Source organism: Labrys sp. HAY1-8F (assembly GCF_056754975.1).
The window spans coordinates 2,419,659-2,444,308 of record NZ_JBPGWZ010000002.1; the positions used below are offsets into that span (position 1 = coordinate 2,419,659).

The 24,650-nt window shown below is 63.2% G+C and carries 22 protein-coding genes; 11 read left to right on the forward strand and 11 right to left on the reverse strand.

Translation table 11 applies throughout. The annotated features are described in order from the left end of the window. The first annotated feature begins 21 nt into the window (after positions 1-21). The 3 genes from ACR9ZN_RS20290 (at position 22) to ACR9ZN_RS20300 (ending at position 2,653) form a co-directional block, all read left to right on the forward strand. Positions 22-921 carry a sugar phosphate isomerase/epimerase family protein gene (locus ACR9ZN_RS20290; RefSeq protein ID WP_454816142.1) on the forward strand — a complete coding sequence of 300 codons (900 nt, stop codon included), beginning with the start codon at positions 22-24 and terminating at the stop codon, positions 919-921. 317 nt (positions 922-1,238) lie between these two features. Continuing rightward, positions 1,239-2,120 carry a beta-keto acid cleavage family enzyme gene (locus tag ACR9ZN_RS20295; protein WP_441773249.1) on the forward strand — a complete coding sequence of 294 codons (882 nt, stop codon included), beginning with the start codon at positions 1,239-1,241 and terminating at the stop codon, positions 2,118-2,120. Continuing rightward, a complete protein-coding gene (locus ACR9ZN_RS20300; RefSeq protein WP_454816144.1) occupies positions 2,117-2,653 on the forward strand; it encodes a thioesterase family protein in 537 nt (178 codons plus the stop codon). The genes ACR9ZN_RS20295 and ACR9ZN_RS20300 overlap by 4 nt, the downstream gene beginning before the upstream one ends. Positions 2,654-3,005: 352 nt before the next feature. On the opposite strand, the gene ACR9ZN_RS20305 is transcribed toward ACR9ZN_RS20300, so the two are convergent. After that, the gene (locus tag ACR9ZN_RS20305) at positions 3,006-3,560 is read right to left on the reverse strand and encodes a c-type cytochrome (protein ID WP_434958253.1); all 555 of its coding nucleotides are present in this window, start codon (positions 3,558-3,560) and stop codon (positions 3,006-3,008) included. Positions 3,561-4,078: 518 nt separating this feature from the next. Between ACR9ZN_RS20305 and ACR9ZN_RS20310 the strand changes: the two genes are divergently transcribed. Together ACR9ZN_RS20310 and ACR9ZN_RS20315 are read left to right on the forward strand one after the other, a co-directional pair. Next, the gene (locus ACR9ZN_RS20310; RefSeq protein ID WP_481273028.1) at positions 4,079-4,813 is read left to right on the forward strand and encodes a 3-deoxy-manno-octulosonate cytidylyltransferase; all 735 of its coding nucleotides are present in this window, start codon (positions 4,079-4,081) and stop codon (positions 4,811-4,813) included. 4 nt (positions 4,814-4,817) lie between these two features. Further along, positions 4,818-5,681 carry a prephenate dehydratase gene (locus ACR9ZN_RS20315; protein WP_434958255.1) on the forward strand — a complete coding sequence of 288 codons (864 nt, stop codon included), beginning with the start codon at positions 4,818-4,820 and terminating at the stop codon, positions 5,679-5,681. Positions 5,682-5,766: 85 nt separating this feature from the next. On the opposite strand, the gene nudC is transcribed toward ACR9ZN_RS20315, so the two are convergent. From nudC to pyc, 3 genes are all read right to left on the reverse strand, one after another. After that, the gene (gene nudC / locus ACR9ZN_RS20320) at positions 5,767-6,723 is read right to left on the reverse strand and encodes an NAD(+) diphosphatase (protein ID WP_441773250.1); all 957 of its coding nucleotides are present in this window, start codon (positions 6,721-6,723) and stop codon (positions 5,767-5,769) included. Between the two features lie 23 nt (positions 6,724-6,746). Continuing rightward, complete coding sequence (locus ACR9ZN_RS20325; protein WP_481273029.1) at positions 6,747-7,163, reverse strand: HIT family protein; 417 nt, start codon at positions 7,161-7,163, stop codon at positions 6,747-6,749. A gap of 106 nt (positions 7,164-7,269) precedes the next feature. After that, positions 7,270-10,749 carry a pyruvate carboxylase gene (gene pyc, locus ACR9ZN_RS20330; protein WP_481273030.1) on the reverse strand — a complete coding sequence of 1,160 codons (3,480 nt, stop codon included), beginning with the start codon at positions 10,747-10,749 and terminating at the stop codon, positions 7,270-7,272. 189 nt (positions 10,750-10,938) lie between these two features. On the opposite strand from pyc, the gene ACR9ZN_RS20335 reads away from it, so the two are divergent. Next, positions 10,939-11,343: a hypothetical protein gene (locus ACR9ZN_RS20335; RefSeq protein WP_454816152.1), complete on the forward strand. Its 405-nt coding sequence runs from the start codon at positions 10,939-10,941 to the stop codon at positions 11,341-11,343. 117 nt (positions 11,344-11,460) lie between these two features. Here ACR9ZN_RS20335 and ACR9ZN_RS20340 read toward each other — a convergent pair whose 3' ends face one another. Next, positions 11,461-11,763 carry a hypothetical protein gene (locus ACR9ZN_RS20340; RefSeq protein ID WP_481273031.1) on the reverse strand — a complete coding sequence of 101 codons (303 nt, stop codon included), beginning with the start codon at positions 11,761-11,763 and terminating at the stop codon, positions 11,461-11,463. A 350-nt stretch (positions 11,764-12,113) separates the two neighbouring features. Continuing rightward, positions 12,114-12,560: a putative periplasmic lipoprotein gene (locus tag ACR9ZN_RS20345; RefSeq protein ID WP_454816156.1), complete on the reverse strand. Its 447-nt coding sequence runs from the start codon at positions 12,558-12,560 to the stop codon at positions 12,114-12,116. A gap of 314 nt (positions 12,561-12,874) precedes the next feature. On the opposite strand from ACR9ZN_RS20345, the gene ACR9ZN_RS20350 reads away from it, so the two are divergent. After that, positions 12,875-13,765, forward strand: a complete 891-nt coding sequence (locus tag ACR9ZN_RS20350) for a LysR family transcriptional regulator (protein WP_434958261.1) — start codon at positions 12,875-12,877, stop codon at positions 13,763-13,765. Positions 13,766-13,854: 89 nt separating this feature from the next. On the opposite strand, the gene ACR9ZN_RS20355 is transcribed toward ACR9ZN_RS20350, so the two are convergent. Further along, entirely contained in the window at positions 13,855-14,256 is a 402-nt protein-coding gene (locus tag ACR9ZN_RS20355) for a type II toxin-antitoxin system HicB family antitoxin (RefSeq protein ID WP_454816158.1), read from the reverse strand. A gap of 37 nt (positions 14,257-14,293) precedes the next feature. Next, on the reverse strand, positions 14,294-14,518 hold the full coding sequence (locus ACR9ZN_RS20360; protein WP_481273032.1) for a type II toxin-antitoxin system HicA family toxin: 225 nt from the start codon (positions 14,516-14,518) through the stop codon (positions 14,294-14,296). 362 nt (positions 14,519-14,880) lie between these two features. Here ACR9ZN_RS20360 and pheT point away from each other — a divergent pair, with 362 nt between their 5' ends. Further along, positions 14,881-17,298, forward strand: a complete 2,418-nt coding sequence (gene pheT, locus ACR9ZN_RS20365) for a phenylalanine--tRNA ligase subunit beta (protein ID WP_481273033.1) — start codon at positions 14,881-14,883, stop codon at positions 17,296-17,298. 218 nt (positions 17,299-17,516) lie between these two features. On the opposite strand, the gene ACR9ZN_RS20370 is transcribed toward pheT, so the two are convergent. Then, a complete protein-coding gene (locus ACR9ZN_RS20370) occupies positions 17,517-18,488 on the reverse strand; it encodes a hypothetical protein (RefSeq protein ID WP_434958265.1) in 972 nt (323 codons plus the stop codon). 724 nt (positions 18,489-19,212) lie between these two features. On the opposite strand from ACR9ZN_RS20370, the gene ACR9ZN_RS20375 reads away from it, so the two are divergent. Further along, on the forward strand, positions 19,213-20,013 hold the full coding sequence (locus tag ACR9ZN_RS20375; protein WP_434958266.1) for an undecaprenyl-diphosphate phosphatase: 801 nt from the start codon (positions 19,213-19,215) through the stop codon (positions 20,011-20,013). 92 nt (positions 20,014-20,105) lie between these two features. Here ACR9ZN_RS20375 and ACR9ZN_RS20380 read toward each other — a convergent pair whose 3' ends face one another. Further along, positions 20,106-21,095, reverse strand: a complete 990-nt coding sequence (locus ACR9ZN_RS20380) for a complex I NDUFA9 subunit family protein (RefSeq protein ID WP_481273034.1) — start codon at positions 21,093-21,095, stop codon at positions 20,106-20,108. A gap of 217 nt (positions 21,096-21,312) precedes the next feature. After that, positions 21,313-21,918 carry a nucleotidyltransferase domain-containing protein gene (locus ACR9ZN_RS20385; RefSeq protein WP_481274376.1) on the reverse strand — a complete coding sequence of 202 codons (606 nt, stop codon included), beginning with the start codon at positions 21,916-21,918 and terminating at the stop codon, positions 21,313-21,315. A 159-nt stretch (positions 21,919-22,077) separates the two neighbouring features. On the opposite strand from ACR9ZN_RS20385, the gene ACR9ZN_RS20390 reads away from it, so the two are divergent. Together ACR9ZN_RS20390 and ACR9ZN_RS20395 are read left to right on the forward strand one after the other, a co-directional pair. Beyond that, entirely contained in the window at positions 22,078-23,379 is a 1,302-nt protein-coding gene (locus ACR9ZN_RS20390) for an ActS/PrrB/RegB family redox-sensitive histidine kinase (RefSeq protein WP_434958268.1), read from the forward strand. A gap of 712 nt (positions 23,380-24,091) precedes the next feature. After that, complete coding sequence (locus ACR9ZN_RS20395) at positions 24,092-24,634, forward strand: ActR/PrrA/RegA family redox response regulator transcription factor (RefSeq protein ID WP_068290777.1); 543 nt, start codon at positions 24,092-24,094, stop codon at positions 24,632-24,634. Positions 24,635-24,650 lie beyond the last annotated feature (16 nt).

A 24,650-nucleotide genomic window follows, 5' to 3' on the forward strand; every position in this document is an offset into this window, starting at 1 on the left:
ACACCATCAAGGGAGACTGAAATGCCCACCCAGCCTGCTGTCGGCCTGACCTCGCGCGAGGGCCAGCCGGATCTGTCCGGCCTCGCCGCCACGCTGGACGAGGTTGCCGATCTCGGCCTCGCTTTTGTCGAGCTGCCGGCCTACCACTACGACCTCGTGCTGGCCGGGCGCCCGATCGGCTCGCGCGTCGCCGAATTCGAAGCCATATGCCGCGACCGTCCCTTCGGCTTCACCGTGCACGGCCCGCTGCCGATCAACTTCATGGCACCGCCCGCGCTGCTGCCGCGCTTCCTGGAGACGACCAAGGCTTTCATCGAGATCGCGGCCCGCATCGGCGCGCCGCACCTGGTCATTCATGCCGGCATGATGCAGGCCGACGAGCGCCACGACGCCGAGAATGCGGCTGCCCGCCAGCGCGACTACCTCCATCGCGCCGGCGAGGCGGCGGCCGCGCACAAGGTCGTGCTGTGTGTCGAAAACCTGTTCGATTTCGGCCCCTATGCGGCGACGCCCAGCATTGCGCGCCTAGCCGAGGAACTCGCCCTGATCGACCACCCGCATGTCCGGGCCACCTTCGATTTCAGCCATGGCTACATCCATGCCAGCCAATATGGTTATGACTTTCTGGAGGAGGCCAAGGCGCTGGCCCCCTTCGCCAAGCACCTCCATTTGCACGATTCCTTCGGCCAGCCCGACCTGCCCTGGGTTTATGACAGCGCCGAGGCCAATGCCTTCGGCCTGGGCGACCTGCATCTGCCGCTGGGCTGGGGCAGCCTGCCCTGGGACGCTCTCGCCGAGCAGTGCAGCTTCCCCGCCGACGTCATCGCCATCCACGAACTCAATGAGCGTTTCTGGCGAGACCGGCGCGAGGCGCTCGACAATGCGCGGGGGTTTTTGGGACAAATTCGCACTGCGGGATAGGCTCCCCGGGACCGTTCTCGTCGCGCCTATCCTGGAAGCATTACGTTTGTCGGATAGGAAAGGCGGACGAGACGTCCGCGGTCCCAGCGTTGGCGTCTCTTGAGCAAACCTTGGCGGCGTCGCGCAGGAAGCGGTGCGGCTGGGATCGCGGACAACAGCCACATTGAGCGGCGCTCTATGTGGCGGCGACGTCCGCTCTTGGAACTCCCGTGCAAGCAGGCAAAGCGCCCCTGTCGCATTCTGCATCGTGCCTGTCGCGACAGGTCACGTCCGTAAACGGGGCTGGCCTAACATCCCTGCGACAGGGAGGAAGCACCGTGAATACCGACGTCATCATATCCTGCGCGATCACCGGGGCCGGCGACACCGTTGGCAAGCATCCGGCCATTCCGGTCACGCCCAAGCAGATCGCCGACTCGGCTATCGAGGCGGCCAAGGCGGGTGCCGCCATCGCCCATCTGCATGTCCGCGATGTCGACACCGGCAAGGCCGGCCGCAAGCTCGAACATTATCGCGAGGCCGTCCAGCGCATCCGCGATTCGGGCGTGGATGTGGTGATCAACCTCACCGCCGGCATGGGCGGCGACTTCTTCTTCGACCCCGCCAATCCGCGCACCGGGGGCACGGGCACCGACATCGCCAATGCGGCCGAGCGCGTCGCCCATGTCGAGGAACTGAGGCCCGAGATCTGCACGCTGGATTGCGGGTCGGTGAATTTCAGCGACGGCCTGTTCATGGCCACCGGCGAGACCTTGCGTGAGATGGCCGAGCGCATCCAGGCCGTCGGGGTAAAGCCCGAGATCGAGTGCTTCGAACTCGGCCATATCTGGCAGGCCAAGGATCTGATCAAGCGCGGCCTGATCGACGCGCCGCCGATGTTCCAGCTCTGCCTCGGCATCCCCTGGGGCGCGGAGGCCACCACCGAGACCATGGTCGCCATGCGCAACCATCTGCCGCCGGGCGCCAATTGGGCCGCCTTCGCCATCGGCCGCATGCAGATGCCCTTCGTGGCCCAGTCCATGCTGCTGGGCGGCAATGTCCGCGTCGGCCTGGAAGACAATATCTGGCTCGACCGCGGCGTACATGCGACCAACCAGTCGCTCACCACCCGCGCCAAGGAAGTGATCGAGCGTCTGGGCGGGCGGGCGCTCACGCCAGCGGAAGCGCGCGACAAGCTCGGCCTGAAGAAGCAGAAATGAGCCGGGTCACTACCCCTAACGAGGGCAAGCCCTTTGCGGGCTGGGATTGGGCCAAGCCGATCCCGGCCCCGCTGGCCCTGCACCGCACGCCGGTGGTCGAGGCGTGGACCGACTACAACGACCACATGACGGAGAGCGCCTTCCTCTTGGTGTTCGGGGATTCCTCGGATGTCTTCTTCCGCATGATCGGCGTCGACGAGGCCTATCGCGCCGCGGGTTCCTCGATCTACACCATGGAAACCCGCATCCATAATCGGCGCGAGGCCCATATCGGCGATCCGCTGGCACTGACGCTCCAGCTCATCGACCACGACGCCAAGCGCCTGCACGTCTTCCATGCCATGACCAACGAGGCTGATGGAGCAGTGCTCGCCACCGCCGAGCAGATCCTGGTGCATGTCGACATGCAGGCCGGGCGTTCCTCCCCTTTCCCGCCAGCGATCGCCGAGCGCATCGCGGCGATCGCCGGGGCCCACGCCGACCTGCCGGTGCCGCCGACGGTAGGCGTGCCGCTCGGGATCAGGCGGCGATAGGGGCGCAGCTCTCGCGATACCATCCCACTATGGCATAACAGCCTTCTCCACGAAGTGGGGAAGTCAGCCACATCTTCGAAACGAAGATGTGGCTGTTCATTGCGAAGCAATGACGGATGGGGTGTGGCGGGCAATGCGCCATGCATGACGCGATGGCGGGACGGGCCGCGCAAGCTTGCTTGGGACATAGCGCTGCCCGCCACACCCCACCCGACCCGACTTCGTCGGGCCACCCTTCCCACTTCGTGGAGAGGGCTTGTCGCGCCTTATTCGGAAAAGTTGCAGATCACGCGACAGCAAAAAGCCGGGCGCTGAGCCCGGCTTTGGCAGATTCTGACAAGAGCGCCGCTGCTTACTTCGGCAGATCGATCGGCTTTTCGCTCTTCGAATTGAGATAGGCCAGGATGTCGGCGCGGTCCTGCGGCTTGGGCAGACCGGCGAAGGACATCTTGGTGCCCTTGGCGAAAGCCTGCGGGCTCTTGATGAAGTGATAGAAATCGTCGGGCGTCCAGGTCTCACCCTTGTCGTGCAGCGCCTTGATGGCATCGGAATAGGCGAAGTCCGTCTTGTGGCCCTTCGGCCCGCCGATCACACCGAACAGGTTCGGACCCACGCCGTTCTTGCCGGTCTGGTCGTCGGTATGGCAGGCAGCGCACTTCTTGAAGATGGCGGCGCCCTTCTCGACCGAGGCCTTGGCGACCAGCTCGGCCAGCGGCGGATCCTGGGAGGCAGCAGGCGCCTCGGCAGTGGTGGCCGGCGCGGCGTCGGTGAGCTCATAGCCCGCCTTCTCCGGTTTTTCCTGCTTGAAGATTTCCTCGGCGACAATGCCCAGACCCAAGGTCAGCATCAGCGTGCCCAGGACTGCGCCGGCAATCTTGTTCAGTTCAAACGATGACGACGAACTCATCCCCGGCTCCGACTCGAGATAGACTTAGCGAAATAGACGCGACCAAAGGCAAAAGATGCCCCCGCACCTGATTGCCCCAAACACAAACTCCGGCAGCCACTCTGTCAAGCGGCAAACCGCATGGGACCCTCTATCCGGTTTGACCCGTAGTTTGCAACTCGTATAAATCGCGCGCGCTTGCTACTTTTCGCCGCCCCGCTCCGGAAGCGGCCGTTCAGAGGCTGTTATGAACCATGGATAGGATTTTGACGTGAGCGATTTTGTTCGAGGAGAAGGAGTTCGAGGACGCAAGCCTTGCGGCTTGCTACGTCTGCCACAGGCAAAGCCTGTGGCTGGAACGACGCACTCGTCGAGCAAAAGCGCCACGCCCCTTCGGGGTGAGGTCAAGACTGGCCACCTGCAGTGTCGCTTCGCTTGCCAAGACATAAGTCTTGGCAGCGCTCGCTCCTCCCATCCGGCCAGCCTTGACCTCATCAAAACCCTATCCATGGTTCACAACGGCCTCTAGGTGAATTTCCTTGTCTCATCCCCTCATCCTGATTCCCGCTCGCATGGCCTCAACCCGCCTGCCGGGCAAGCCGCTCGCCCCGATCGCAGGGGAAGCGATGATCGTGCATGTCTGGCGCCGGGCGTGCGAATCGCGCCTGGGCCGGGCGGTGGTGGCGACGGATACGGCCGAGGTCGCCGACGCCGTGCGTGCCGCAGGCGGCGAAGCGGTGATGACGCGGCCCGACCACCCCACCGGCTCGGATCGCATCTACGAGGCTTTGAGCGCTATCGACCCCGAGGGCCGGCACGACACCATCATCAATGTCCAGGGCGACCTGCCGACCATCGAGCCGGAATCGATCCGCGCCGTGTTCGGGCCGCTCGCCAACGAGGCTGTGGATATCGCCACCCTCGCCGCCGTGATCACGCGCGAGGAGGAGAAGACCAATTCCAGCGTGGTGAAGGTGGTGGGCACGTCGATCGAGCCCGGCGTGTTGCGGGCGCTCTATTTTACCCGCGCCACCGCCCCCTGGGGCGAGGGCGACCTCTATCACCATATCGGCCTCTACGCCTATCGCCGCGCCGCGCTGGAGCGCTTCGTCACGCTGCCACCGGCACCGTTGGAGCAGCGCGAGCGCCTCGAGCAATTGCGGGCGCTGGAAGCGGGAATGCGCATCGATGTTGCGATCGTTCCCGCCGTGCCGCTAGGTGTCGATACCCAGGAAGATCTCGAACGCGCCCGCGCGATTCTCGAAAGACATTAAACTGATGACCGAGTCCAAACTGAAAGTTTCGTTCCAGGGTGAGCCTGGTGCCAATTCCCATATCGCCTGCATCAACGTCTATCCCGACGCCGAACCCTTGCCCTGCCCGACCTTCGAGGACGCCTTCAATGCGGTGTCTTCCGGCGAGGCGGAGCTTGCCATGATCCCGATCGAGAATTCGGTGGCGGGGCGCGTCGCCGACATCCATCATCTCTTGCCGACCTCGGACCTGCATATCATCGGCGAATATTTCCTGCCGATCCACCATCAGCTCATGGCGGTCCCGGGCGCGAGCCTCGACACCATCCGCACGGTGCACAGCCATCCCCAGGCCCTCGGCCAATGCCGCATCACCATGCGCGGCCTCGGCCTCACGCCGGTGACCGAAAGCGACACCGCCGGCGCCGCCCGGCTGGTGCGCGACTGGCAGGATCCGAGCAAATCAGCCCTCGCTTCCACGCTGGCAGCGGAAATCTATGGCCTCGAGGTCCTCAAGCCCGATGTCGAGGACGAGCCCTACAACACCACCCGCTTCGTGGTGCTGTCGCGCGAGCCGGATTGGGTGCCCATGGGCAAGGGGCCGACGGTGACGTCGCTGATCTTCACGGTACGCAACCTGCCGGCCGCGCTCTACAAGGCGATGGGCGGCTTTGCCACCAACGGCATCAACATGACCAAGCTGGAAAGCTACATGGTCGGCGGGCATTTCTCCGCCACCCAGTTCTATGCCGAGGTCGACGGCCATCCCGAGGAGAAGAACCTCAAGCGCGCTTTGGAAGAACTCGGCTTCTTCTCGACCAAGATGCGCATCTTCGGCGTGTTCCCTGCCGATCCGGCCCGCGACGACCACGCGCCACCGGCGGAGTGAACGGAGCGCGGACATCCTGTCCGCCTCTTGCTCTCCATCACGCGCAGCGCTTCCAAGAGGCGGACAGGATGTCCGCCCTCCAACCTCACGGCACCACCGCGCCGCCCTTCTCCGCGAATTCCTTCAGGAGGTGATGGGCGATCGCCATCGGCCTGGGCGCGCTGAAGCCCTGCGGATGCTCGTCGATCAGCATCTGGACCACCTCTTCGCGCGTAAACCAGCGCGCATCCTCGAGTTCCTTGATGTCGACATTGATGTCGCGGCCGACCGCCCGGGCAAAGCAGCCCACCATCAGGGAGGAGGGGAAGGGCCAGGGTTGCGAGGCGAAATAGCGCACATGCGAGCAGGCGATGCCCGATTCCTCCAGGACCTCGCGCCGCACGGCATCCTCGATGGTCTCGCCGGGCTCCAGGAAGCCAGCCAGCGCCGAATACATCTTTTCCGGAAAGCGGGTCTGGCGACCCATCAGGCAGCGATCGCCATCGATAGCCAGCATGATCACCACCGGATCGACGCGGGGAAAATGCTGGGTGCTGCAATTGGCACAGTCGCGCCGCCAGCCACTGGACGTGATCCGGGTCTCCTGGCCGCAATTGGCACAGAAACGATGACGCTGGTGCCAGTCCAGCACTTCCTTGGCCGTGGATAGCTCGCCGAGAATGCCCGGCGCCACCAGGCCCCGCATGGCAAGGGAGCGCAGGTCCATCGCCTCGACATCCGTGCGCCAGGCGAGTTCGTCGGCCAGCCCCTTGTCGAAAGCCTGTGCGAACACGGCACTGCCATCGGACTGCAGGCCGAGGAAGACAATTTGCCGGCTATCTTTGAAAGATTCGATCTCCTCGCGATCGAACAGAGCCTCATGGGCGCCGTCGCGAATGCGCAGAAGCGGGATGTCGCCCGAGAAGGCAAAGAACCGGCATGAGGAATGGGCCAGCTTGTCCGCGATGAAGGCTTCGTCCTCGCGCTGACCCGAGGCGCGATCGAGTGGATTGACCGAATAGGCGATGGCGGCGGAACGATCGAACAGAGTATGCAGTGTCATGGCAAATTTTTCCGGCAAGATCTTCATGAAATCGACAGCAGCCTGCGAAGCTGGCTAATCAAATCGGCGGCGACAGCTTCCGCATAAGGCCGTGCAGGCACCTGCCCCCAGACGGGTTTCGGCCAGGCGGGGTCGCCCTTGAAACGGGCGATGACGTGGATATGAAGCTGCGGCACCATATTGCCAAGGGCGGCGACATTGAGCTTGTCGCAGCCCGTGAGAGCCTTCAGCGCCTGAGAGACCGCGGCGATCTCCTGCATCAGCACGGTTCTATCAGCCTCGTCGAGCTCGATGATCTCGCTGATATCGGGATGTTTGGGGATGAGGAGAAGCCAGGGGAAGCTGGCATCGTTCAACAGGCGCAGATGCGACAGGGCAAGGTCGCCGATGGCGATCGAATCGCCTGCAAGCTGGTGATGGAGGGTGAAGGCGGGGGACATGGGCTTTCCGGGTGCGCGGACGTCTCGTCCGCTCTTCCTACCCCGCAAATGCGCCGGTTCCAAGGGTCGGCGGAAAGAGCGGGCTGGAAGCCCGCGCACCCGGAAGTTATCCCATCACCATCATGAGGTCCTTGGCATCGATCTGGGCCCCGGGCGAGACCAGCACTTCGGCGATCTTGCCGTCCTTCGGAGCGTGGAGCGCGGTCTCCATCTTCATCGCCTCGATGGTCAAGAGCACGTCGCCCGCCTTGACCGCCTGCCCCGCCTTCACCGCCACGGTGGAGATGGCGCCCGGCATCGGCGCGGCGATATGGGCCTCGTTGCCGTCCTCCGCCTTACGGCGCGCCTTGACGCTGCCGGCGGCCAGGCGGTTGGGCACCTTGATGATACGCGGCTGGCCGTTGAGCTCGAAGAAGACTCGAACCTGCCCTTCCTCATCGGTCTCGCCCATCGTCTGCAGGCGGATCACCAGGGCCTTGCCGCGCTCGATTTCGATGGTGAGTTCGTCGCCCGGCGCCATGCCGTAGAAATAGGTCGCGGTCGGCAGCACCGAAACGGGCCCGTATTTGCGGGCGGTGACGGCATAGTCGGTGAAGACCTTGGGATACATCAGATAGGAGGAGATCTCGTTGCCCTCCACGGCGCGGCCGATCTTCTTCTCCACCTCCGCCTTCAACGCCGGAATGTCGGCCGGCGGCAGCAGCGAGCCGGGGCGCACGGTGATCGGCGATGCATCCTTGAGGATCTTCTTCTGCAAGGCGGCGGGCCAGCCGCCCTCGGGCTGGCCGAGATCGCCGTGCATCATCTCGACGACGGAGGCCGGGAAGGCGACCTCGCGGGCGGGATCGGCGACATCCTCCGGGGTGAGGCCCTGCGCCACCATCATCAGCGCCATGTCGCCGACCACCTTGGAAGACGGCGTCACCTTGACGATGTCGCCGAACAGATCGTTGGCGGCGCGATAGGCTTTGGCCACCTCGTGCCAGCGCGTCTCCAGGCCGAGGGAGCGGGCCTGCTCCTTGAGATTGGTGAACTGGCCGCCCGGCATCTCGTGCAGATAGACCTCCGACGCACCGGCCTTCAGGTCACTCTCGAAGGCGGTGTATTGCGTACGCGCCGCCTCCCAATAGAAGGAGATCTGGCGGATCGCCTCCGGATCGAGGCCGGGATCGCGCTCGGAATGCCTGAGCGCCTCGACGATGGAGCCGAGGCAGGCCTGGGACGTCGTGCCAGACATCGCATCCATGGCGGCATCGACCGCATCGACGCCAGCCTCGATCGCCGCCAGCACGGTGGCGCCGGCAATGCCCGAAGTGTCGTGGGTGTGCAGGTGGATCGGCAGGCCGATCTCCTGCTTGAGTTCGCTCACCAGCTTGCGGGCCTGGGCCGGCTTGAGCAGGCCGGCCATGTCCTTGATCGCCAGGATATGGCAGCCGGCCTTTTCAAGTTCGCGCGCCATGCGGACGTAATAGGCCAGGTCGTATTTCGAGCGCGAGGCGTCGAAAAGGTCGGCCGTATAGCAGATCGCGCCCTCGGCCAGCTTGCCGGCCTCCAGCACGGCGTCAATAGACACCCGCATGTTCTCGACCCAGTTCAGGCAGTCGAAGATGCGGAAGAGGTCCATGCCGGCATCGGCCGCCTGCTTGACGAAGAGCCGTACGACATTGTCGGGATAATTGGTGTAGCCGACGCCATTGGCCCCGCGCAGCAGCATCTGGGTGAGGATGTTGGGCGCGCGTTCGCGGATCAAGGCGAGACGCTCCCAGGGATCCTCGGTGAGGAAGCGCATAGCGACGTCGAAGGTGGCACCGCCCCAGCATTCGAGCGAAAGCAGCTGCGGCAGGCCGGCGGCATAGGCCGAGGCGACGCCGGCGATGTCGTAGGTGCGCATGCGCGTGGCCAGCAGCGACTGGTGGGCGTCGCGCATGGTGGTGTCGGTGACGAGGACGCGCTTTTCCTCCTTCATCCAGCTCGCGAACTTCTCCGGGCCCAGCGTGTCGAGCAGCTGCTTGGTGCCGGAGGCGGGCCTCACCTTGAATTCGGGCGCATGCGGCGTGCGCGCCTCGGCGGGCGGCCGCGCTCGGCCGCGCGCCTCGGGATGGCCGTTGACGGTGACGTCGGCGATATAGGTCAGGAGCTTGGTGGCGCGGTCGCGGCGCTTGGCGAACTGGAACAGCTCGGGCGTCTCGTCGATGAAGCGCGTGGTGTAACGGTTGGAGCGGAACTTCTCATGCGCCAGCACCGCCTCCAGGAAGGGCAGGTTGGTGGCGACGCCCCGGATACGGTATTCGCGCAAGGCGCGGGTCATGCGGGCGATGGCTTCCTGCGGGGTGGAGGCCCAGGCCGTGACCTTTTCCAGGAGCGGATCGTACCAGCGTGTCACCACCGCGCCGGAATAGGCAGTGCCGCCGTCGATGCGGATGCCGAAGCCCATGGCACCGCGATAGGCGGTGATGCGGCCATAGTCCGGGATGAAATTGTTCTCGGGGTTCTCCGTGGTCAGCCGGCACTGCAGCGCATGGCCGCGCATGAAGATGTCGTCCTGGGCGGGAATGCCGGTCTCCAGCTCGCCATCGGCGCCGATGACGCCGATGCGCCCGCCCTCGGCGATGCGGATCTGGGCCTTGACGATGTCGAGATCGGTGACGACCTCGGTGACGGTGTGCTCGACCTGGACGCGCGGATTGACCTCGATGAAATAGAACTTGCCGGTATCGGCATCCATCAGGAACTCGACGGTGCCGGCGCCGGCATAATCGGTGCCGCGCCCGATCTTGAGCGCCGATTCGCACAGGCCCTGGCGAGTCTCCTCGTCGAGATAGGGCGCGGGCGCGCGCTCGATCACCTTCTGGTTGCGGCGCTGGATCGAGCAGTCACGCTCGAACAGATGCACCAGCGTACCGTTGCCGTCACCGAGGATCTGCACCTCGACATGGCGGGCGCGGCGCACCAGCTTTTCCAGATAGACCTCATCCTTGCCGAAGGCGGCCTTGGCCTCGCGCTTGGCGGTGAAGACGGCATCGAGCAGCTTGTCCTCGCTCTCGATCGGGCGCATGCCACGCCCGCCGCCGCCCCAGGAGGCCTTGAGCATCACAGGATAGCCCACAGCCTGGGCCGCCGCCTTGATCGCTTCGGGATCGTCGGGAAGCGGGTCGGTCGCCGGCATCACCGGCACGCCGACCGAAATGGCGAGGTTGCGCGCATCGACCTTGTTGCCGAGCGTGCGCAGGGTCTTGGGGCTGGGACCGATGAAGACGATGCCGGCGGCGGCGCAGGCTTCGGCGAATTCCGGGCTCTCCGACAGCAGGCCGTAGCCGGGATGGATCGCATCGGCCCTGGCTTCCTTGGCGACGCGGATCACCTCGTCGATGGAGAGATAGGCCTCCACCGGTCCCAGATTCCTTTCAGAACCCTTGCCCTTGCCGATCTGGTAGGCTTCATCAGCCTTGAAGCGGTGCAGCGAAAGTTTGTCCTCCTCCGCATAGACGGCAATGGTGGAGATGCCGAGTTCCGTGGCGGCCCGGAACACGCGGATGGCGATCTCGGAACGATTGGCGACGAGCAGGCGGCGGAAGGACGGTCGCATGAGCACTCGCGGTCTGGAGGGGAGTTGGGAATTTATGTTGCAATGCGAAGAGTGATGCACATTCTTTCCCACATCGGCAAATCCTACTCGCTCCACCAGCGATGAAATGTCGACGTTCGCCGTTTTGTTCGCTTATTTGTTCACAAGGACGAACGAGCCTGCCCTTCGTTCGTGATGGAGCAAACGTCGATGGCCCACTTGACCCCATGGCGCGGCATCAGGATCGACGCGACACCCCAGGGGGAAGCTCCCATCGCCATCAGGCAGGCCTGGATCGGCCTGACCCTGCCGCTGTTGGAAACGGCGCCGTCGGAGCCGGAGACGATGATCGTCGAAATCGGGTTTCGCAATCCGGCCGGCGTCCTCAGCCTGCTGAAGCAGCGCTTGGGCTTCAAGCCGCCGACGGCAATTTGGCAGGCCTATTCGGTGCAGGCCGCAAGCGCCTTGCGCCTGCTCGAGAACCATTCCCCGCAAGCCGCTCGATGGTGGCAAAGAAATACGCCCTGGCTGTTCGAGCCGGCCCAGGTCCTGGCGTTCAACGCGGATTGTTGCGAACTGGTCTTTGTGGACAGGCTCCCCGCCAACGAGCCGTGACGGCCTGCAGGCCATCATCCCTTACCGCAAAAAGGCGGAAGCCCCACCGGGGGCGGGGCTTCCTACGGGCTACCGGGCTGGTGTTGGGGTGCAGGGTCCGATAACCCGAATCCGGGCTCAGTAGCAGACCCTCACGCGAGCCCAGTGGCCACCATAGTAGTCCTCGACCCAACGCTTCTGGATGGTGCAGCGGCGATACTGGCGATAGTAGACGGGGCGGTATTCGTCGTAATAGCCGCCGCCATAATAGTTGTTGTTGTAGGCGGAGCCGGCGAGCAGGCCGCCCAGCAGGCCGATGCCAGCGCCGGCGGCGAAAGCGCCACCACGGCCATAACGGGCTTCGGCAGTGCCGGTGGTGGCAATGGCGGTGCCAGCCAGCGTGGCGGCAACCAGGGTTCCGGTCAGGATCTTCCTCAACATCGTCTTGTTCCCATTTTTGTCTTGCGCGGGCTGCGCTTGCTTTGATGGGATGACAATGCCACCGCCGCCCCGGTCTCTCCGTGCGATTCGTCACGGGATGCAACCGATGCGTGTTATCGAATGCGGGGCCTTCCGCCGGCTTCCTCTTCTATTCAAATGCGAAGTTTGCGGCATTCGCCCGCGGCCGAGATTTGCGGAGTGGCGCAGTCCGCACTCTCGGCCGGCTTCTGCCAGTTCGAAGGCGAAGTCGGTTTCCTGCCGGTGGCACGAGGCTGCCTCTTCGAGGCTTCACGACCAAAGGGTGAGAACCCGCCGTTTTCGATCCGGATTTTCAGCCTGAAGAAGGGCAATCAGGACGTGGATGACTTGGGCTTGCGCGCCTTGGCATTCCGGCGAACCGATCTATTCACGACCGCAGGAGTATTGGGTTCCAGCGATACATTGATCGGATTGGGATAATGCTCCAGCGTAGCGCCCGTGGCCGCGTCGACTCCCATGCCGATGATCCCACCCGCGACGATATTACCGGCGAACCCCGCCGCTCCAGCTCCAGCAACGCGTGTCTTCACCGGGACATCGACGGGTTTATGGCCTTCCTTGCTAATCGTCGCTATGAATTCCGATTTGCGCGAAACTTCAAAAGTACACGGCGTCGTGCAAGCATTTCCGATAGATGTTCTTACCTGGGCTGCAGATGGATTCGAAATCACCTGAATCTGATTGGTTGTACCACGCGTTACTGTGGAACAGCTGGCCATCAGCAAGCCGACCAAACACAAAAGTATGAACTGCTTCACCTTCTCCCCCCATTTTCTCTAACGAACCGATCTCAACCCAACACTCAACAAACATCTATCGAATCAAGACACGCCGATTCTATTAAATTCCTAATTTAAGAGACAACTTCGATTCCAGTTATTTTTAAAATGTGTGAATTTTTTTACACCGACAGTATGGGCACCTTAAGCACCAAACCTTGCGGTGCTGAATCTCTACAGAGTCGTGCGCCGTTATCCGGTCGTCCGCGCCAACGGTCGATGTACCCAGCCCGAATTCAGAATTCAGAACCGATGCTGTAGACTTACCGCCGCTTCGACCTACAATCCGGGCCATGATCGACAAGCTCGAATTCCTGATCGCTCTCTCCCGCGAGCACCATTTCGGCCGGGCCGCCGAGATCTGCGGGGTGACCCAGCCCACCCTCTCGGCCGGCATCAAGCAGCTCGAAGGCGAACTCGGCGTCCTGCTGGTGGCGCGCGGCTCGCGCTTCCAGGGCTTCACCCCGGAGGGTGACAGGGTGCTGGAATGGGCCCGGCGCATCGTCAGCGACAGCCGCGCCATGCGCCAGGAGGTCGAGGCGCTCAAGCGCGGCCTCAACGGTCACCTCACCATCTCGGTGATCCCGACGGCACTCTCCATGGTTGCCTCGATCACCACGCCCTTTCGCGCCCGCCACCCCAACGTGACCTTCACCATCCTCTCGCGCCCCTCGACCACTGTGCTGCAGGAGTTGGAGGACCTGGCCATCGATGCCGGCATCACCTATCTCGACAACGAGCCGCTGGGGAAGGTCTCGACGGTGGAGCTCTATCGCGAAAGCTATTGCCTGCTCACCGACGTCAATGGCGAATTCGCCGGCCGCAACACGGTGAGCTGGGAGGAGCTCGGCCATGTGCCGCTCTGCCTGCTGACGCCCGACATGCAGAACCGGCGCATCGTCGACCACCTCCTGCGCAATGCCGAGACGCCGGTGGCGCCGACCCTGGTTTCCAACTCGATGCAGGTGCTGCTCTCGCATGTGCGCACGGGGCGCTGGTCGAGCGTGATGCCGGCCATCCTGGTCGAGATGCTGGGCGCCGGCGACCATGTGCGCTCGATCCCCATCGTCGAGCCGCAGGCGCATCACAAGGTCGGCCTGATCACACCCAAGCGCGAAACCCAGACACCCCTGGTCGCCGCCCTGATCGCCGAAGCCAAGCGTTACGCCATGCAAATGGGATGAAGATCATGCGCTTCGCCGCGCCGTTATCGTGTATCCGTGCCGCTTGATGTTCAGAGGTCACCACGGCGTAACGGTGCGGGGCAAATAGGTTACCCTGCAAGCCTGACCTTCGCTGCACTGGCCAAATACCCGCTACGGGTTTCGCCGCGTGCCTTGGCCGCTCGATCGATACGATCAAGCAATCCCTCATCGATCGAGATGTTGATGCGGACGGGCTTCGACGGCAAGTCGACAGGAACCAGGACCAGCACTGCATCCTTGCTCCACTCCACGAATTCGGGATCCACCCGAAGTTCGGAGAGCTCACGGAGCAGAGGAAGCGCCTCGCCATCCTCGACCATACCCTCGACATGCAGAGCCAATGCCTGCCGCCCTTTGGCAATCGCCTCTTCCGCCGAGCCTCCACCCGATACGGCGCCGGGGAAATCAGGGAACGAAATGCCATAAATTCCATTCTCTTCATGGATCAATGCGTATGCCAATGCCCTCATCACACCCTCCTTGGTGATCCGAAGAAGGAGTGGGAGTTCACCACTCCCACTCCGCCTGCTTGAATATCGACCGGAGCGTCCCGGTTGGGATCTCCCTTACTCCCATGTCAACCGTCACTCTTCCGGGCCGGCCGGACCGGGTGAATTGTTGGTGGTCACCCGGCCCTTTCCGTTTCAGCTCCCAACCTTCCTTTTTGAGGCGGCTGACAACCTCTCTCGGTGTCATCGGGGAGCGCTTCACATTCATGTCGTCGCGCCTCATCTGAGGATTGTGTATTGATACACACAATTTAGGTCAACGTCAACGATAAATGTGTATTGGTGTGTATTCTCTTGCTGACCGTATCGAGGCAATTGCAGAAAAACATGCCGGATTGCCCCCATGGGGTGTTTCATTCACGATACCAGGGCCGAAATTGGAAGATGACTCTATCGATCGTTGGCGGCGTCAGCTTTGAAGCACAACGCCAAACCAACGGGATGAAATCCCGCCAGAACCCCGCTTCGGTCGCGCTCGGGTATCCCACAACATCGCGCGTTTTCGCTTTCAACCGGGATTTCTTTGCATCTTCGTGCCCGACGCGCTATCGGCATGGCCAAATCGATTGGACTAGGCTGCCCGCAATGAAGTTCACGCTTTCCTGGCTCAAGGATCACCTCGAAACCTCAGCCACGCTCGACGAGATCGTCGCGACCCTCACCCGCATCGGCCTCGAGGTCGAAGGGGTGGAGGACCCTGCCAAGAAGCTCTCCGGCTTCTCGATCGCCTATGTCGTCTCGGCCGAGCAGCATCCCAATGCCGACAAGCTCCGGGTCTGCATGGTCGATACCGGCAAGGGCGATCCGGTGCAGGTGGTCTGCGGCGCGCCCAATGCCCGCACCGGCATGAAATCGGTATTCTCGCCGCCCGGCACCTATATCCCGGCCAAGAACATCACGCTCGCCATCGCGCCGGTACGCGGGGTCGAGAGCCGCGGCATGTTGTGCTCGGAATTCGAGCTCGAAATCTCCGACGAGCATGACGGCATCATCGACCTGCCTGCCGACGCGCCTGTCGGCATGCCCTTTGCCGAATATGCCGGCCTCAACGACCCGGTGATCGACGTGAACCTCACGCCGAACCGGCCCGACTGCACTGGCGTTGCCGGCATTGCCCGTGATCTCGCCGCCGCCGGCCTCGGCAGGTTGAAAACGCCCGCGGTGCCCTCCATCGCCGGCGAAGGCCCCTGCCCCGTTACGGTGACGCTCGATTTCGGCGACACGCCCTCGCTCTGCCCCGGCTTTGCGCTTCGCCTGGTGCGCGGCGTCAAGAACGGCCGCTCGCCCGTGTGGATGCAGCGCCGGCTCAACGCCATTGGCCTGCGCCCGATCAGTGCGCTGGTCGACATCACCAGCTATGTCACCTTCGACCGCGGCCGGCCGCTGCACGTCTTCGATGCTGCCAAGATCGAAGGCAGCCTCACCGTCCGGCGTGCCCGCGAGGGCGAAAACATCGTCGCGCTCGACGGCAAGACCTATGCGCTCAATGACAGCATCTGCGTGATCGCCGACGGCAAGGGCCTGGAGTCGATCGCCGGCATCATGGGCGGCGAGCATTCGGGCTGCGACGAGAACACCACCGATGTGCTGATCGAATCGGCTCTGTGGGAGCCACTCAACATCGCCCGCACCGGACGCGCGCTCGGCATCAACACTGATGCGCGCTATCGCTTCGAGCGCGGTGTCGATCCCGCCTTCATGGTACCGGGCGTCGACCTCGCCACTCAGCTTGTGATTGAATTGTGCGGCGGCAAGCCGACCGAGACCCTCGTGGTGGGCGGCGTCACCCCTGCACCCGAGGTGTTGGATCTGCCGGCCCACGAGGTTGCACGCCTGACCGGGCTCGCGACCAGCCTCGCCGAAAGCGCCGACATCCTCGAGCGCCTCGGCTTCGGCGTTATCCGCAAGCCGGACGCGCTGGCGGTGACAGCGCCGAGCTGGCGCCCCGACATCGAAGGCAAGGCGGACCTCGTCGAGGAGGTGATGCGCATCGTCGGCGTCGATGCCATTCCGGTGACGCCGCTGCCGCGCGAGGCCCACGTGCCGCAGCCCGTGCTCACCGTGCTGCAGAAGCGCACCCGCCTGGCCAAACGGAGCCTCGCCGCGCGCGGCCTGATGGAGGCCGTGACCTGGTCCTTCATCGCCAAGGCCCAGGCCGAACGCTTCGGCGGCGGCCAGCCGACGCTGTCGCTCGCCAACCCGATCGCCGCTGATCTTTCCGACATGCGCCCCAGCCTGCTGCCCGGCCTGATCGCGGCGGGCCAGCGCAATGCCGATCGCGGCACCAGCGACGTCGCCCTGTTCGAGGTCGGCCAGATCTTCCGCGGAGATCGGCCGGAAGACCAGAAGATCGCCGCCAGCGGCATCCGCCGCAACCAGGCTCGTCCCGGCGGCTTCGGCCGCCACTGGTCGGGGCCGGCAAGCGCGGTGAGTGTGTTCGACGCCAAGGAGGATGCCCTCACTTTGCTGGCCGCCCTCGGCGCGCCGGTCGCGAGCTTCCAGATCGTGTCGGGAGCGCCGTCCTGGTACCATCCCGGCCGTTCGGGCACGATCCAGCTCGGCCCGCAGAACATCATTGGCTGGTTCGGCGAACTGCATCCCTCGGCCTTGGAGGCGCTCGACGCCGATGGGCCGGTGGTCGGCTTCGAGATCATCCTCGACGCCCTCCCGGTGCCCAAGCCCAAGGCGACCAAGACGCGCGGCGTCCTGGCCCTCTCGCCCTTCCAGCCGGTCACCCGCGACTTCGCCTTCCTGGTCGCACGCAAGGTCAGGGCCGCCGACATCGTCAAGGCGACGCAGGGCGTCGACAAGAAGCTGATTTCAGGCGTGTCGATCTTCGACATCTATGAGGGCAAGGGCATCGCCGAGGATCAGAAATCGGTCGCCGTCGAGGTGGTGCTGCAGCCGCAGGACCGCACGCTGACCGACGTCGAAATCGATGCCGTTGCCGCCAAGATCATCGCCGAAGTCGGCAAGAAGACCGGGGCGACGCTGCGCGGGTAAGGCAGGCGCCACGAAGGCAGCCTCCAAGGTGTTGTGAAAGAGAAAAAGGCGGACCCAATTGGGCCCGCCTTTTGTTCGAACTGCATGCCAGCGCGTTCCGGATCAAAGCGTGTTCAGCCACCAAGGCTTGCACCCTGCAAGCAGGGCCCCGACGCTTGCAAATTATTGTTGTCACATCGTTTTTACCGAAAACCGCGTCCACTTTTCGGTATGATCGGTCAGGCTTTGCCACCGGCATACAGAACCGCCTGCAGAAACAGCGCCATCTGCAGGGCGATGAACTTGTCGACGAGTTCGAACAGGCTCCCATGGATCTCGATCGCCCGCCCGCCGGGGGCATGCAAGGTGACATAGCCCTCCTCGGCCGCATCCTCGAGCAGGCGGCGGACATGGACACGCGAGACGCCGAAGCAGTCGGCAACGGCGCCATAATGGAAATGGACGGTGCGGTCCTTCAGGATCTCTCCCGGCATTTCCGTCGCAATCAGCTTGAGCAGGATTTCGAACCCGGCATCGCGCGCCATGAACAGCCGCATCTCGGGCACGAGATCGACCAAGGTGCCATGCATCAGGAAATAATTGCTGCAATAGCGAGCCAGCGCGCCGAGGAAGGCATCGTCGATCTCCACCCGCCTGACGGCGTGATCGACACGCTGCAATTGCGCGAGTGCCTGCAGATAGGGCGTGATGATCTGCTTAGCGATGGTGATACCGGCGCGGGTCGCCTCCAGCCGCTTGATGCGCTTGTCGCGCAGATCCTTGGTCTGACGCAGATAGCCCGCCTGGCGCAACAGATTCAGCATGGCCCCGATGCGGTTGTGCCCCGCCAAGGCGTGCACGGTGCAGAAAGTCTGGACATCCGCCACCGTGACGCCCGCGGGCGGATCATTGGGCGAGGCGGCAAAGTGGCGGCTCAGCACATAGGCGCCCACGATCAGGCGGATTTCATCCGTCGCCATATGGATGAGCGGCAGATTGGTCCTGAGAATGGAAACGTAGCGACGCGCGAACGTGCTCCGCGCAGCCTTGAAGCCGGTATGCGCTCTCAGGGCCTGGGCGTCTGCAAGGACGGCCGACTGGTAGTTCGGCAGCGGAACGCTGACAGGGTTCTGCAAACCGAAATGGCTGACATTATGAATCTTGGCGCACTCCGATAGAGATCCTGCGCTTCTCCAAGACAACTCGCTCAATCACCACCCCTTTTTGCATGGGATTTTGGCGTCACAACTGAGGACAAGCAAGAAGACGCCCCGGATCGGCTGGGCGTTCACTCACGCCGCGACAACACCGTTGCAGCTGCATAGTTCCTATCATGTCGGTAGAAATTTAAAAGATATTTTCTTCTAAGTGTTTGACTACGAATACCTAATGCCTTGTCATTGCGACCTATACCTAACTGGGAGGGATGTCTAATACTTAAGTACTACGCACAGTGCAAATAGGAAACGCTTTCACAAGACGGAAAATATTTCTTCCAATACACCTCTCAAGACACCAAGATAAACTGATGTCTAAATAAATTTATTTGAACAAAATCATATTCTAAAACAGCATTTCCTTCAAAGGCACGCATGACTTAGGTGTCTTCCCAGAAGTTTCCCCACGCCTTCCCGAGAGGCAATTTGATTTCAACGTCATGAAAATCATACTGCGAAAGGCTTGCCGAGGCCGGGACAACGACGTCACCATGAATTAGACGCTCTCGAAGGCTGCGACTTCGCCGTGGCCGCTCGCCTCATCGCTGCATGGAAGACCGTCCGGCTGCATCATGGTTACTGTTTGGTTATAACTCGCGCCTAGAATCACCACGATTCCGGCCTGTATCTCGCGTCAGCGAGGTGCAGGGCCGCTCCCATTCATCCCGCACGGGTGCCATGCGGCCGCATCGGCGCCCGATTCTCGCGAAGGCATCCCATGACCCTGGCCAATATTCTGGAAGCGATCATCCTAGGTGTGGTCGAAGGCCTGACCGAGTTCATCCCGGTTTCCTCGACCGGTCATCTCCTGCTTGCAGCCCGCTATCTGAAATTCGAGGGTGACGATTCCTTCGTGATCCTCATTCAGCTCGGCGCCATCCTCGCCTTGCTCGCCGTCTATGCCGAGAGGCTGTGGCGCATCGCCACCGCTTTGCCGAAGGACCGGGAGGCCCAGCATTTCGTCCTCGGCGTGCTGGTTGCCTTCCTGCCTGCCGTGGTCCTCGGCGTGCTGCTCGAGCACAAGATGAAGCAATATCTCTTCAACGTGCCAGTGGTCTGCTACGCCCTGATCGCGGGCGGTTTCGTCCTGCTCGCCATCGAACAGTTCAAGATCGAGAAACGCTTCTCCAATTGCTATGTACTGCCACTGCCGGTCTATCTGAAGATTGGACTGTTCCAGTGCCTGTCGATGATCCCCGGCGTTTCGCGCTCGGGCTCCACCATCGTCGGCGGCATGCTGCTCGGCCTCGACAAGCGCTCGGCGGCGGAATTTTCCTTCTTCCTGGCGATGCCGACCATGGTCGGCGCCTTCGTCTATGAGTTCGCCAAGTCCTACAAGACGATGACGACCGACAATCTCGGCCTGACCGCCATCGGCTTCGTCACCGCCTTCATCTCGGGTTGGTTCGTGGTGAAGACCCTGCTGGATTTCGTCTCCAAGCGCGGCCTTGCTCTGTTCGGCTGGTGGCGCATCGTCGTCGGCGTGATCGGCCTCTTGGCCTATTACACGATGGGTTGATTGCACGAGGGGCTGAGCGCGAGCCCGCAGCAAAAAGGGCCGGTCTCCATAGAGACCGGCCCTTTTCTTGTTCAGATCGCCGTCGCCGGCCGTCAGGCCACCTTGTTCTCGAACTGGCCGGACTTGCGGAAGCGCCACAGATAGCTCGGCACGATCGCTTCCACCGTCGCCGGCTGGATACCCAGCCCCTCCAGCGTCAGGCCGTCCTTCCTGGCCTCCTCGGACACGATATTGTCGTGGCGCAGCAACGTGACCTGATCGCGCGTCAAAGGCGGGGTGAACAGGCCGAGCGACAAAGTCCGCGCCAGCTCGAACAAGGTCGCCTGCACATTGGCGATGGCGAAGGGCATCGGCACAAGCAGGCGTTTGCGATTGGCCGTCTTGAGCACATATTCGAAGATCTGGCGCAGGGTCAGCACTTCCTGGCCACCGAGTTCATAGGTCGCGCCGGGCTTGAGGGCGCCTTCGGCACCACGTGCCAGCACCTCTGCAACATCGCCGACGAAAACCGGCTGGAACTTGGTCTCGCCGCCGCCGATCAACGGCAGCACGGGCGACATCCGCGCCAGCCCGGCGAACTTGTTGAAGAAATCGTCATCCGGGCCGAACATCACTGAGGGACGCAGGATGATGGTGTCCTCGAAGGCAGCGCGGGCAGCTTCCTCGCCCTTCAGCTTGGTCTTGGCATAGACTGAGTCGGAGCCCGCATGCAGGCCGAGGGCCGAGACATGCACAAAGCGCTGCACGCCGGCGGCCTTGGCGGCGCGGGCGATGGCACCGGGGCCGAAAGCCTGCACGGCATCGAAACTGTTGGCGCCGCGCTCATGCATGACGCCGACGAGGTTGACCACCGCCTCCGCGCCCTCGACGGCGGCGGCGATCGATGCGGGATAGCGCAGATTCGCCTGGACGCCGTGGATCTGGCCGACGGCACCGGCCGTCATCAGATATTGGGCGAGATCCGGACGGCGCACGGCCACCCGCACGCGGAAACCGCGCTTGGCGAGCGAGCGCACGAGATTGCGGCCCACAAATCCCGATCCACCGAAAACCGTGACCAAGCGATCGCTGACTGGCGCCATTTGCTAGAAACCTTCAAGAATGGACGTATCGGGTTTTCCTTAGCGCGGCAGGCCGGGACTGTATAGAGCTGCCGACGCTTTCCATGGGGTACTATGCGATCCTGCCCTGGATCCCCATTGCCAAAGCCTTTGCGAGTGGTCGGAATCACCGGGAATCGCAAAGACGCACCGAAACAACAAACAAGCGTTCAACCATCACCGCGCCTGGCTCAGGGGATTACAGCGATCGCAGCCAGTCATGGCCGGGATGGGTAGCCTCCAAGCAGGCCTTGAGCCATTGTCGCTCCGCAGCCTCCAGCTTCGGTAGGGCGTCGCGGAAATCGGCCTCGTCCTTGTCGCGCTGATATTTGGCCTTGAACAGCAGGACGGCGGCCGGCTTGAGATAGGGCAGGCCATCGTCCGTCATGCCGATCATCTCGGCCCGCGGCCTGGTGATGCCAGGATCTCTCTTATAGACCCAGATATGCGGGGTTCCCGGCTCGAGCATCATGTCCACGCGCCAGCATTGCGCCGCCTCGTCCCGGCACCAGATCTGGAAAATGCCGTCCGGCGGCTCCTGGTCATCCGGCAGATGTTCGACGATCCCATCGCCTGCCGTATAGAAGCGCATGCCCGCCAGGGTATTCCGGAACAAGGCAAGATCGCCACGCAGGACGGTGAATTCGAGATCCTCGTGATCGCGGGTCTGATGCCCATGCCAGAGGTCGAGCGCCCAGCCTCCCACCACGCACCAGGGCTTGGGCACGCCCCCTATCCGCCGGGCCAGTTCGGCGGGATGCCAGGCGCGCCAGGTCTCGAGTGCCACGCTGTCCTCGGTCCTCATCAAGCCCCCGCATCCTGCCTGCTTCCCGTCCGGCGTCAGCCCTACGACGCCTTTCCGGCCGATACAATCCAGGCAGAGACAATCCGCTTTGGGCTACCCCGCTTTGGGCGCTAATGTCTGATACCGTCGGCGCGATCGCGAGCGTGGCGGGACAGGAGAATGATGACCGCCTCTGTATTGCCGCATGACGGCCTCGGCCTCGATACGCTGCGCCTGGAAACCCTGATTCGCTTGCGCTGGATGGCGATCGCCGGCCAGTTGGTCGCCGTTCTGGGCGTGCGCTACGGCCTCGGCTTTCCCGTGCCGCTGCAGGCTTGCTTGCCGCTGATCGGCGTCTCCATCCTGGTCAATCTCGCCTTGCGGCTGCGCTACCCGGCGACTGAACGCGTCGATCCGGCCCGTGCCGCGACCCTGCTCGGTTTCGATATCGTGCAGCTTGCGGCACTGCTCTTCCTCACCGGCGGCCTGCAAAATCCCTTCTCCTTCCTCTTCCTCGCCCCGGTGATGATCTCGGCGACCTCGCTGCCGCCTCTGATGACCCTTGCACTGGGACTGCTGGCCATCGGCTGCGCCTCCCTGCTCACGGCCTGGCATCTGCCGCTGCCCTGGTTCGAGGGCCAGGCGTTCGACATGCCGATGCTCTATGTCATCGGCATGTGGTTCTCGGTGCTGCTGGGCCTGGCCTTCATCGGCGTCTATGCCTGGCGGGTGGCCGAAGAGGCCCGCCTGCTCTCCAACGCGCTCGCCGCCACCGAGCTGGTGCTGGCGCGCGAACAGCATTTGTCCCAGCTCGACGGCATGGCCGCCGCCGCCGCGCATGAATTGGGTACGCCGCTCGCCACCATCGCGCTGGTGGCCAAGGAACTCGAGGTTGCCGCGCCGCCGGAAGGCGATTTCGCCGACGATATTCGCCTGCTGCGCAGCCAGGTCGAGCGCTGCCGCGAAATTCTGGGCAAGCTCGCCTCGCTCGGTGACGATGGCGGCACCCCCTTCGCCCGCCTACCCCTGCCGCTGCTGATCGAGGAAGTTTCCGCACCGCATCGCGATTTCGGCATCGCGATCTCCGCCGAGTTCCAGGGCCAGGAGGAGGACGCCCCCTCAGCCCCGCGCAATCCTGGCATGCTCTACGGCCTCGGCAATATCGTCGAGAACGCGGTGGACTTCGCCAAATCCAGGGTGAGCGTCACGGCGAGCTGGGACGCCAAGACGGTGACTCTCATCGTCGGCGACGATGGTCCCGGCTTTCCTTCCGAAATCATGGGGCGCCTCGGCGATCCCTATGTCACCCAGCGCCGTCCGCGCCTGCCAGGCCAACCGGGCGGTGGCCTCGGCCTCGGCTTTTTTATCGCCAAGACCCTGCTGGAGCGTTCCGGCGCGGCGATCGCCCTGGCGAACCGCCCCTGGCCGGAAAGCGGCGCCATAGTCAAGCTGGAATGGCCGCGAGATACCTTCGAACGCTGAGGCTTGAGTTCCACACCGGGACCCTACATGCGCAGCGACCGGCGCCCCGGCTAAATCTTGCAAGACCACGTTTAGACCTGGACAAGCTTTGTCCGATGATCCTATGCCACTGCATTCTCCAAATTATTTGTATGACCTTTCGTTCAAGAAAATGCATCAAAACAAAGACTTAATGAAAATTTGCGCTACTATGCTCCTGCACTTTGCTCATCGAGCCGTGAGGAAACCCTGGCGAAGGTCGAGATCAGCCGGATGGCAACAGCGAGGATTGGCGGGACTTGCGTCTTGGTCCGCGAAACGACACGGCGGACTGCCAGTCTTCATCGCGCCACGGTGCGGCGAGGACGTGGGGCCGGCAGACAGGCCGCTCTCATCGGCGTCCCGCAAGCTCCGGCGATCGAGTTCTTTTCGCTCGCCCCAAGCGCTCGCGCCGCTCCCCCAGCCATGATCCATAATAATCTCTGGGGATTGCAATCGCCGCATAACCGAATAAACGATAGCGGGCTGTCGCCAGTGAAATTTCTTCACTTTGCCGCTATAGTCCCCACTGTGGCGAACTGTCGCGCCAAAGGAGGCGATCGGGTCTTCGATCCAAAGAGCCTGACCTCAGGCCCTGGAGGGAGCAGGAGGCTCGCGCTGAATTGGCGAGACGCATTCCCTTCACGCGAAACGGAGCCCCTTCGCTCGAACAAGGATTAGGTGAGTCTGCATTATGGTTGCCCCCGAATTTCCCGATCGTTCGCTTCTTCTCGTCGATGACGACAAGGCGTTCCTGCAACGTTTGGGCCGAGCCATGGAAGCCAGGGGCTACACCGTCACCACGGCCGACACGGTCGCCGAGGGACTGGCGCAGGTGGAGGGCTCGCCGCCCGCCTTCGCCGTGATCGACATGAAGCTCACCGACGGCTCCGGCCTCGACGTGATTTCGCGCCTGAAGGTCAAGCGGCCCGATGCGCGCGGCATCATCCTCACCGGCTACGGCAACATCGCCACCGCCGTTACCGCGGTGAAACTGGGTGCCTTCGACTATATCGCAAAACCAGCCGATGCCGACGACATCCATGCGGCGTTGATGGCCGATCCCAGCCACAAGCCGGAATTGCCGGAGAACCCGATGTCCGCCGACAGGGTGCGCTGGGAACACATTCAGCGCGTCTACGAACTGTGCGGCCGCAACGTTTCGGAGACGGCGCGGCGCCTCGCCATGCACCGGCGCACCTTGCAGCGCATCCTGGCCAAGCGCGCCCCGCGCTGATCTGGCACGCCCCTTC

Coding starts and splice junctions, on each gene's coding strand:
- ACR9ZN_RS20395 (WP_068290777.1), top strand. CDS start 24,092: ATGGTTGCCCCCGAATTTCCCGATCGTTCGCTTCTTCTCGTCGATGAC.
- ACR9ZN_RS20315 (WP_434958255.1), top strand. CDS start 4,818: ATGACCGAGTCCAAACTGAAAGTTTCGTTCCAGGGTGAGCCTGGTGCC.
- ACR9ZN_RS20385 (WP_481274376.1), bottom strand. CDS start 21,918: ATGAGGACCGAGGACAGCGTGGCACTCGAGACCTGGCGCGCCTGGCAT.
- ACR9ZN_RS20360 (WP_481273032.1), bottom strand. CDS start 14,518: ATGAGGCGCGACGACATGAATGTGAAGCGCTCCCCGATGACACCGAGA.
- ACR9ZN_RS20375 (WP_434958266.1), top strand. CDS start 19,213: ATGACCCTGGCCAATATTCTGGAAGCGATCATCCTAGGTGTGGTCGAA.
- pyc (WP_481273030.1), bottom strand. CDS start 10,749: ATGCGACCGTCCTTCCGCCGCCTGCTCGTCGCCAATCGTTCCGAGATC.
- nudC (WP_441773250.1), bottom strand. CDS start 6,723: ATGACACTGCATACTCTGTTCGATCGTTCCGCCGCCATCGCCTATTCG.
- ACR9ZN_RS20290 (WP_454816142.1), top strand. CDS start 22: ATGCCCACCCAGCCTGCTGTCGGCCTGACCTCGCGCGAGGGCCAGCCG.
- ACR9ZN_RS20335 (WP_454816152.1), top strand. CDS start 10,939: ATGGCCCACTTGACCCCATGGCGCGGCATCAGGATCGACGCGACACCC.
- ACR9ZN_RS20300 (WP_454816144.1), top strand. CDS start 2,117: ATGAGCCGGGTCACTACCCCTAACGAGGGCAAGCCCTTTGCGGGCTGG.
- ACR9ZN_RS20305 (WP_434958253.1), bottom strand. CDS start 3,560: ATGAGTTCGTCGTCATCGTTTGAACTGAACAAGATTGCCGGCGCAGTC.
- ACR9ZN_RS20340 (WP_481273031.1), bottom strand. CDS start 11,763: ATGTTGAGGAAGATCCTGACCGGAACCCTGGTTGCCGCCACGCTGGCT.
- ACR9ZN_RS20350 (WP_434958261.1), top strand. CDS start 12,875: ATGATCGACAAGCTCGAATTCCTGATCGCTCTCTCCCGCGAGCACCAT.
- ACR9ZN_RS20390 (WP_434958268.1), top strand. CDS start 22,078: ATGATGACCGCCTCTGTATTGCCGCATGACGGCCTCGGCCTCGATACG.
- pheT (WP_481273033.1), top strand. CDS start 14,881: ATGAAGTTCACGCTTTCCTGGCTCAAGGATCACCTCGAAACCTCAGCC.
- ACR9ZN_RS20325 (WP_481273029.1), bottom strand. CDS start 7,163: ATGTCCCCCGCCTTCACCCTCCATCACCAGCTTGCAGGCGATTCGATC.
- ACR9ZN_RS20380 (WP_481273034.1), bottom strand. CDS start 21,095: ATGGCGCCAGTCAGCGATCGCTTGGTCACGGTTTTCGGTGGATCGGGA.
- ACR9ZN_RS20355 (WP_454816158.1), bottom strand. CDS start 14,256: ATGAGGGCATTGGCATACGCATTGATCCATGAAGAGAATGGAATTTAT.